At 35.6% G+C, this 289-nt stretch carries 1 protein-coding gene; it reads left to right on the forward strand.

Annotated elements, in window-relative coordinates; all coding sequences use genetic code 11:
* Window positions 1–289 (forward strand): hypothetical protein (locus AOA59_RS20590; protein ID WP_218212203.1); only part of this gene is annotated, 289 nt, incomplete at both ends.

Raw genomic sequence — 289 nt, forward strand, 5'->3', positions numbered from 1 at the left:
GCTTACGGTATGGTACCTGTAGCAGGGGATGAAATAACAGAAGCAATAAGTGATCAATTTTTACTAGACTTTTCCGATGCTGAGTACCTTAAAAGAGAAATCTCAATGAAAGAGAGTGTCTCTATTACAGATATTTTAGGTTTTGAAACGGAATACTCTAGAGATGATGTTATATTACCTATCGAAGATGCTATTGATGAATTGGCGAGAAAAATCAGTGAAGAAATAATCACATTAAATGGTAAATACCCAAAAGCAGTAATGCTCGTTGGTGGAGGAAGTATGACTC

The sequence above is a fragment of the Pseudomonas sp. 2822-15 genome, assembly GCF_002742515.1.
Taxonomy (GTDB): domain Bacteria; phylum Pseudomonadota; class Gammaproteobacteria; order Pseudomonadales; family Pseudomonadaceae; genus Aquipseudomonas; species Aquipseudomonas salomonii.